Raw genomic sequence first — 5921 nt, 5'->3', positions numbered from 1 at the left:
CGGTGGGCGATACTGGGATCGAACCAGTGACCCCTTCGGTGTGAACGAAGTGCTCTCCCGCTGAGCTAATCGCCCGGGTGCAGGGAAAACATTACCCCATCCGCACGGGTGCTCCGAACACCCTCGCCGCCACCGCGCCCGCCCCGCGACTCGCCCGCACCCCGGCCCTCCGGGGCGCACCCCCGACCGTCGCGCCCGACCAGCGGCGTCGGCCGACGGCACCGGTCGGCGGCCCCGGTCGGCCGCGCCGGGTGACGTCCCCGGTCCGGGCGGTCGGCGCGGTCGGCCGGCCGGGGCCGCCGGGCGGAGCCGACCGGGGTCCGCCGGGCCGGGTTCGTGGGTTCCTCCAGTCCCGCCGCGGCCCGCCCGGTGCGACCGCCGGTAATGCCCTGCCGTTACCGGCCCGCCGCCCGGACGGCCGGCGCGGCCGGGGGATTCCGCAATGCGCCGGAAGGGGTACGACTCGCACCGGAATCGGGACAGACGGGTTTACAGCGGGCTTTCAGGTGGGATGGTCCGTTCGCCGACGTGCGATTCCCCGAGCGCACACTGAGCGAAAGGCCATGGCGCTTATGAACACCACGGTCAGCTGCGAGCTGCACCTGCGCCTCATCGTGTCCAGCGAGTCGTCACTGCCCGTCCCCGCGGGCCTGCGCTATGACACTGCCGACCCCTATGCCGTGCACGCGACGTTCCACACCGGAGCCGACGAGACCGTGGAGTGGGTGTTCGCCCGCGACCTCCTCGCGGAGGGGCTGCACCGACCGACCGGTACCGGCGACGTCCGGGTGTGGCCGTCCCGCAGCCACGGTCAAGGCGTGGTTTGCATCGCCCTGAGCTCTCCGGAAGGAGAGGCCCTGCTGGAGGCCCCGGCCCGGGCGCTTGAGTCCTTCCTCAAGCGGACGGACGCCGCGGTGCCCCCCGGCACCGAACACCGTCACTTCGACCTCGACCGGGAGCTGTCCCACATCCTCGCCGAGAACTGACCCCCGAACGAGTACGGCCCGCCGTCGCGCGGCGGCGGGAACGCCTCGATGCGCACCGTCCTACTCGGGGGCACGGTCGCAGCTCGCAGCCGCCACGGCGGCCTCGGGGTCCGGCCCCGGGCGTCCTCTCCCACCGGAGCGGACGTCCGGGGCCCAGTCACGTCCCGGGCCGCCCCCGCACCAGGCCCCGGCCGGCCGTGCCGGGTCCGGCGGCGCCACGTATCGGCCCGGTCACGTACCGCCCGCGTCCCGGTCCGGGGGCGGCCCGGGCCGGTAGAGTCGGCGCGCGATGACCGACGCGCCGGCCCCGGGGCCGGCGCCGCGTGAGGAGCCCCCACGTGCTGATCACCCATGACACCGAGTGCGCGCTGAGCATCCTGGTGGAGCTGCTGAACACGGCGCCGGAGGCGTGCGGCAGCGAACGGCTGCCCGACGTGGCGGCGCTGAGCGCGTTCGTGGTCCGGCAGGAGATCAGCGAGATCGACTCGCTCGGCCCGGCGGACCTGGCCGCCGTGCACGAGCTGCGCGCCCGGCTCGGCGAGGTGTTCTCGGCCGGGTCGGTCGAGCGGGCCGCCGAGCTGGTGAACACCCTGGTCGCGGAGGCCGGCACCACGCCCCGGCTGACCAACCACGACCACCACGGCTGGCACATCCACTACTTCGCCCCGCACGCCGCGATCGGCCGGCACCTGGCCGCCGAACTGGGCATGGCGCTGGCGTTCATCGTGATGGCGGGCGAGCTGGAGCGGCTGCGCCGCTGCGAGGCGCCGAGCTGCGCCCGGGTCTTCGTCGACCTGTCCCGCAACCGTTCGCGCCGCTACTGCGACAGCCGCACCTGCGGCAACCGGCTGCACGTCGCCGCGTACCGGGCCCGGCAGCGCTCGGCGGAGGCGGTGGCGGAGGCCGGGCCGGCCGCCGGGGCGGTGTCGGCCGCGGGCCGCTGAGGCGGCGGGACGGGCGGGCGGGGGTCGGCGGGCCGTCCGCGACCTGGGAGACTGGGCGGCATGAGTGATTCCTCGCTGCCCCGTGTCGAGTTCTGGTGCGACCTGCTGTGCCCCGACTGCCGTACCGCGCTGGACGACGTCCGGGCGCTGCGGGAGCGGTTCGGTGACGCGCTGACCGTCGAGCTGCGGCACTTCCCGCTGGAGAAGCACAAGTACGCGTACCCGGCGGCCGAGGCGGCGGCGGAGGCGTTCGAGCAGGGGCGCGGCTGGGAGTTCGCGGAGGCCGTGCTGGCACGGCTGGAGGACGTCGAGCGCGGCGGGCCCGCGGTGCTGGTGGAGATCGCCGGCGCGGTCGGGGTGGACGCGGACGAGGTGGACACCGCGCTGATCGACGGCCGGCACATGCTCTGGGTCGACTCGGACGTGGCCGAGGGGCGGGCGATCGGCGTCAAGGGGACGCCGACGTACGTGGTGGCCGGGAAGCGGCTGGACGGCGGGCAGTCGCAGGACGGGCTGCGGGAGCGGATCGTCGAGCTGCTGAACGGCTGAGGCGGTCCGACGGCGGGGCGGCGGGGGCGGGGCGGGCGGTCAGAGCAGGGGTTTGCTGAGCACGTGCCGGGTGGTCCGGTAGCCGAGCGACTCGTAGAGCCCGATCGCCACCGCGTTGTCGCGGAACACGTTCAGGCCGAGGTGGCGGACCCCGGCCCGCAGGCACTCGCGTTCGGCGATGCGCATCAGGGCGCGGCCGTGGCCCCGGCCGCGGTGCTCGGCGGCGACCTCGACCAGCAGCACCCAGGCGAGCGGGCTGCCGTCGGGCAGCCGGTCCTGGTGGAGGGTGACCCAGATCGTGCCGAGGACGCGGCCGTCGGCGTCCAGCAGGCGGCGCAGCACGGTGCCGACGGTGGAGAGGCCGACCGGGAGGGCCCGGCGGTGGTCGCCCTCGGCGCGGGCGGTGGCCTCGTCGGGGTCGAGACCGGCGGAGATCAGGTCCTGGCGGTAGCCGGCGATGGAGACCTCCTGCCAGGCCGGGTACTCCTCGGGGGTCATCGGACGGTCCGTCAACCCGCTTGTCTGCGGCGGGACTCGGTCGAGGTCCTTGCCGAGGTTGCGCATCTGCTCGGTGTAGCCGAGGGCCTGTGCGAGGTGCAGGGCGACGGGGGTCCCGGCCGGGACGATGACCTGGGCCCGGACGCACCCCCAGGACCGGAGCACCTCCTCGGCGGCCAGCACCGCGACGGTGGCGCGCCCCCGGCGGCGGTCCGCCTCGGCGACCTCCAGCTCGCAGACCTCCCCCGGGTACCGCCCGCTGCGGGCCCACGCGTTGGTCCGCAGGCCCCCCGCCCGCCGCCCGTTCACCATGATGTGCCAGCGCCGCGTCCGCCCGCCGCCGACACCCGCCTCCTCGGGCCCGTCGGGCCGCAACGTGGTGGTCATGCCGTCTCCCTTTCCCGCCCCTGCCGCTCTTCTACCCCCGCCCCCGGCGCCGCCCTCAGACCGGGTCGCGGTCCCGCCCGGCGCGCTCCGCGAAGACCTCCATCGCCTTGCGGGTCACCGGGCCCACGCCCGGCAGCTCGCGGCCGTCGACGCGGGTGACGGCCTGGACGTCGCGGAGGGTGGAGGTCAGGAAGACCTCTTCGGCCTGGTGGAGGGCGTCGAGGGGGACGTCGGCCTCTTCGGCGCCGGTCCAGTCGAGGACGAGCCGGCGGGTGATGCCGGCCAGGCAGCCGGAGGCGAGGGTGGGGGTGAGGAGGCGGCCGTCGAGGACGAGGAAGACGTTGGAGCCGGTGCCTTCGCAGAGTTGTCCGGCGGTGTTGGCGAGGAGGGCCTCGCTGGCGCCGGCGCGGTGGGCGGCGGCGAGGGCGATGACGTTCTCGGCGTAGGAGGTGGTCTTGAGTCCGGCGACGGCGGAGTGCTCGTTGCGGCGCCAGGGCACGGTGACGACGGCGGTGGTGTCGGGGCGGGGCGTGGCGCTGCCGAGGGCGACGATCAGGCTGGGGCCCGCGGTGCCGCGTTCGGAGCCGAGCGGTGAGGTGCCGCCGGTGTAGGTGATGCGGAGGCGGCCGAGCGGCAGCGGCTTGGCGGCGAGGACGGCGGCGCAGGCCTCGCGGACCAGGTCGTGGTCGGGGTCGGGCAGGCCGAGGCCGCGGGCGGAGCGGGTGAGGCGGTCGAGGTGCCGGGTGGGGGCGAAGAGTTCGCCGTGCTCGGCCTTGACCGTTTCGAAGACGCCGTCGCCGACGGTGAGTCCGTGGTCGAGGACGGAGAGTGCGGCGTCGTCCTCGGCGGTGAGGTGTCCGTTGACCCAGATCATCGGCGTGGTGCTCCTTGCGGGGATCAGTCGGGGGTGCCGGTGGAGGCTATCGCTACCAGCCTGGCGGCTTTGAGTTCGGTCTCCTGCCATTCGCGGTCGGGGTCGGAGTCCCAGGTGATTCCGGCGCCGGTGCCGAACCGGAGGACGGGGGCGCCGGTCGGGGGGCGTTCGATCCAGAAGGTGCGGATGCCGACGGCGAGTTCGGCTTCGCCGCGGTCGGCGTCGACCCAGCCGACGGCGCCGCAGTAGGGGCCGCGGGGGGCGGTCTCCAGGGCGTGGATGATCCGCAGGGCGCTGCTCTTGGGGGCGCCGGTGACGGAGCCGGGAGGGAAGGTGGCGGCGAACAGCTCGGCCCAGCCGGCGTCGGGGCGCAGGGTGCCCTCGACGGTGGAGACCAGGTGGACCAGGCCGGGGTGCTTCTCGACGGCGCACAGGTCGGGGACGGTGACGGTGCCGGTCTCGCAGACCCGGCCGAGGTCGTTGCGGACCAGGTCGACGATCATCACGTTCTCGGCGTGGTCCTTGTCGAGCAGGTCGGCCTCGGTGCGGCCGGTGCCCTTGATCGGGCCGGAGCGGACGGTGCGGCCGCGGCGGGCGAGGTAGAGCTCGGGCGAGGCGGTGGCGATCTCGACGCCGTGCCCGGGGAGGCGGACCGTTCCGGCGTGGGGGGCGGGGTTGTGGGCGGCGAGCAGGCCGGTGAGGGCGTCGATGTCGGTGCGTGCGGGGTCGGGCAGCGGGGCGCTCAACACCCGGCAGAGGTTGGCCTGGTAGACCTCGCCGGCGGCGATGTGCTCGCGGATGCGGCGGACTCCGGCCCGGTAGGCGTCGGCGTCGAGGGAGCTGCGCCAGGACGCGGGGGCGGGGCCGTGCCAGCGGTCGGTGGCGGGCGGGGCCGGGTCGGGGCGGACGTCGGCGAACCGGGCGCAGGTGAGCCGGCCTTCGAAGTCGTGGACGACGGCCCAGAACCCGCCGTGTTCGAGGGCGGCCGGGTCGTGGGTGACGTCGCGCAGGCCGGTGGCGAGCCGGCCGGCGAAGCGGGCCATCGGCTGCTCGGGGCTGAGGGGTGCGGTGCGGCGGGACACGGTTCTCCTGCGCGGATTTCGGTGCTGCCCGCCGCCGGTGCCGAGGCTGTCGCGGCGCCGGTCCGCGCGGGCGCGGGACGGGTCCCGGGGGATCGCCCCGGTACCGGAAAGTCTAGGTCGGGGGCCCGGGGAGGCGTCGGGGGCGGGCCGGACGGTTCGACGTGCGGCAGCCACCCCCGCGCCACGCTGCGGGAACGGATTTTTCAGCTGGGCCGGGAATCCGCTAGAGTTCAACACGTCGCCAGGGAGCGCCGCCGGGAGAACCGGGGAAGCCCCCGGGCCGACAGGCGGACGTGGCTCAGTTGGTAGAGCATCACCTTGCCAAGGTGAGGGTCGCGAGTTCGAATCTCGTCGTCCGCTCGACGGAGAACGGGTAAGATCGTTCTTCGGGAGTTCAGAAGTTCAGAAGTGTTGCCTGGTGGAGTGGCCGAGAGGCGAGGCAACGGCCTGCAAAGCCGTGTACACGGGTTCAAATCCCGTCTCCACCTCCGAGAGGTGTCGTCCGGTCCCGACCGGGCGCCCTCCCCGCGCGATTAGCTCAGCGGGAGAGCACTACCTTGACACGGTAGGGGTCACTGGTTCAATCCCAGTATCGCGCACT

At 74.6% G+C, this 5921-nt stretch carries 6 protein-coding genes and 4 tRNA genes; 6 read left to right on the top strand and 4 right to left on the bottom strand.

What is annotated here, in order from left to right; genetic code table 11:
* Nucleotides 1-3 precede the first annotated feature (3 nt).
* A tRNA-Val gene (locus K353_RS33435) sits at nt 4-75 on the bottom strand.
* 497 nt (nt 76-572) lie between these two features.
* Between K353_RS33435 and K353_RS33430 the strand changes: the two genes are divergently transcribed.
* The 3 genes from K353_RS33430 to K353_RS33420 all read left to right on the top strand — a co-directional run bounded on the left by K353_RS33430 (nt 573) and on the right by K353_RS33420 (nt 2479).
* The gene (locus K353_RS33430) at nt 573-986 is read left to right on the top strand and encodes an SsgA family sporulation/cell division regulator (protein ID WP_030459107.1); all 414 of its coding nucleotides are present in this window, start codon (nt 573-575) and stop codon (nt 984-986) included.
* 338 nt (nt 987-1324) lie between these two features.
* Nucleotides 1325-1930, top strand: a complete 606-nt coding sequence (locus tag K353_RS33425) for a CGNR zinc finger domain-containing protein (RefSeq protein ID WP_111557231.1) — start codon at nt 1325-1327, stop codon at nt 1928-1930.
* Between the two features lie 60 nt (nt 1931-1990).
* Nucleotides 1991-2479 carry a DsbA family protein gene (locus tag K353_RS33420; protein ID WP_111557230.1) on the top strand — a complete coding sequence of 163 codons (489 nt, stop codon included), beginning with the start codon at nt 1991-1993 and terminating at the stop codon, nt 2477-2479.
* A gap of 39 nt (nt 2480-2518) precedes the next feature.
* On the opposite strand, the gene K353_RS33415 is transcribed toward K353_RS33420, so the two are convergent.
* Genes K353_RS33415 through K353_RS33405 form a run of 3 tightly spaced genes read right to left on the bottom strand, consistent with a single transcriptional unit; the run spans nt 2519 to nt 5320 of the window.
* Complete coding sequence (locus K353_RS33415) at nt 2519-3364, bottom strand: GNAT family N-acetyltransferase (protein ID WP_111557229.1); 846 nt, start codon at nt 3362-3364, stop codon at nt 2519-2521.
* A 55-nt stretch (nt 3365-3419) separates the two neighbouring features.
* Nucleotides 3420-4238 (bottom strand): aminotransferase class IV, encoded by an 819-nt coding sequence (locus K353_RS33410; protein ID WP_111557228.1) that lies wholly within the window; start codon nt 4236-4238, stop codon nt 3420-3422.
* A 23-nt stretch (nt 4239-4261) separates the two neighbouring features.
* A complete protein-coding gene (locus tag K353_RS33405; RefSeq protein WP_111557227.1) occupies nt 4262-5320 on the bottom strand; it encodes a chorismate-binding protein in 1059 nt (352 codons plus the stop codon).
* 287 nt (nt 5321-5607) lie between these two features.
* Here K353_RS33405 and K353_RS33400 point away from each other — a divergent pair.
* The 3 genes from K353_RS33400 (at nt 5608) to K353_RS33390 (ending at nt 5919) form a co-directional block, all read left to right on the top strand.
* Nucleotides 5608-5680, top strand: a tRNA-Gly gene (locus tag K353_RS33400).
* Nucleotides 5681-5737: 57 nt separating this feature from the next.
* Nucleotides 5738-5808, top strand: a tRNA-Cys gene (locus tag K353_RS33395).
* A gap of 39 nt (nt 5809-5847) precedes the next feature.
* Nucleotides 5848-5919, top strand: a tRNA-Val gene (locus tag K353_RS33390).
* The last annotated feature ends 2 nt before the right edge of the window (nt 5920-5921 follow it).

It is taken from the genome of Kitasatospora sp. SolWspMP-SS2h (genome assembly GCF_003259315.1).
GTDB classification, from domain to species: domain Bacteria; phylum Actinomycetota; class Actinomycetes; order Streptomycetales; family Streptomycetaceae; genus Kitasatospora; species Kitasatospora fiedleri.
This window is presented reverse-complemented; position numbering and strand designations above follow the sequence as displayed.

Coding starts and splice junctions, on each gene's coding strand:
- K353_RS33430 (WP_030459107.1), top strand. CDS start 573: ATGAACACCACGGTCAGCTGCGAGCTGCACCTGCGCCTCATCGTGTCC.
- K353_RS33420 (WP_111557230.1), top strand. CDS start 1,991: ATGAGTGATTCCTCGCTGCCCCGTGTCGAGTTCTGGTGCGACCTGCTG.
- K353_RS33415 (WP_111557229.1), bottom strand. CDS start 3,364: ATGACCACCACGTTGCGGCCCGACGGGCCCGAGGAGGCGGGTGTCGGC.
- K353_RS33410 (WP_111557228.1), bottom strand. CDS start 4,238: ATGATCTGGGTCAACGGACACCTCACCGCCGAGGACGACGCCGCACTC.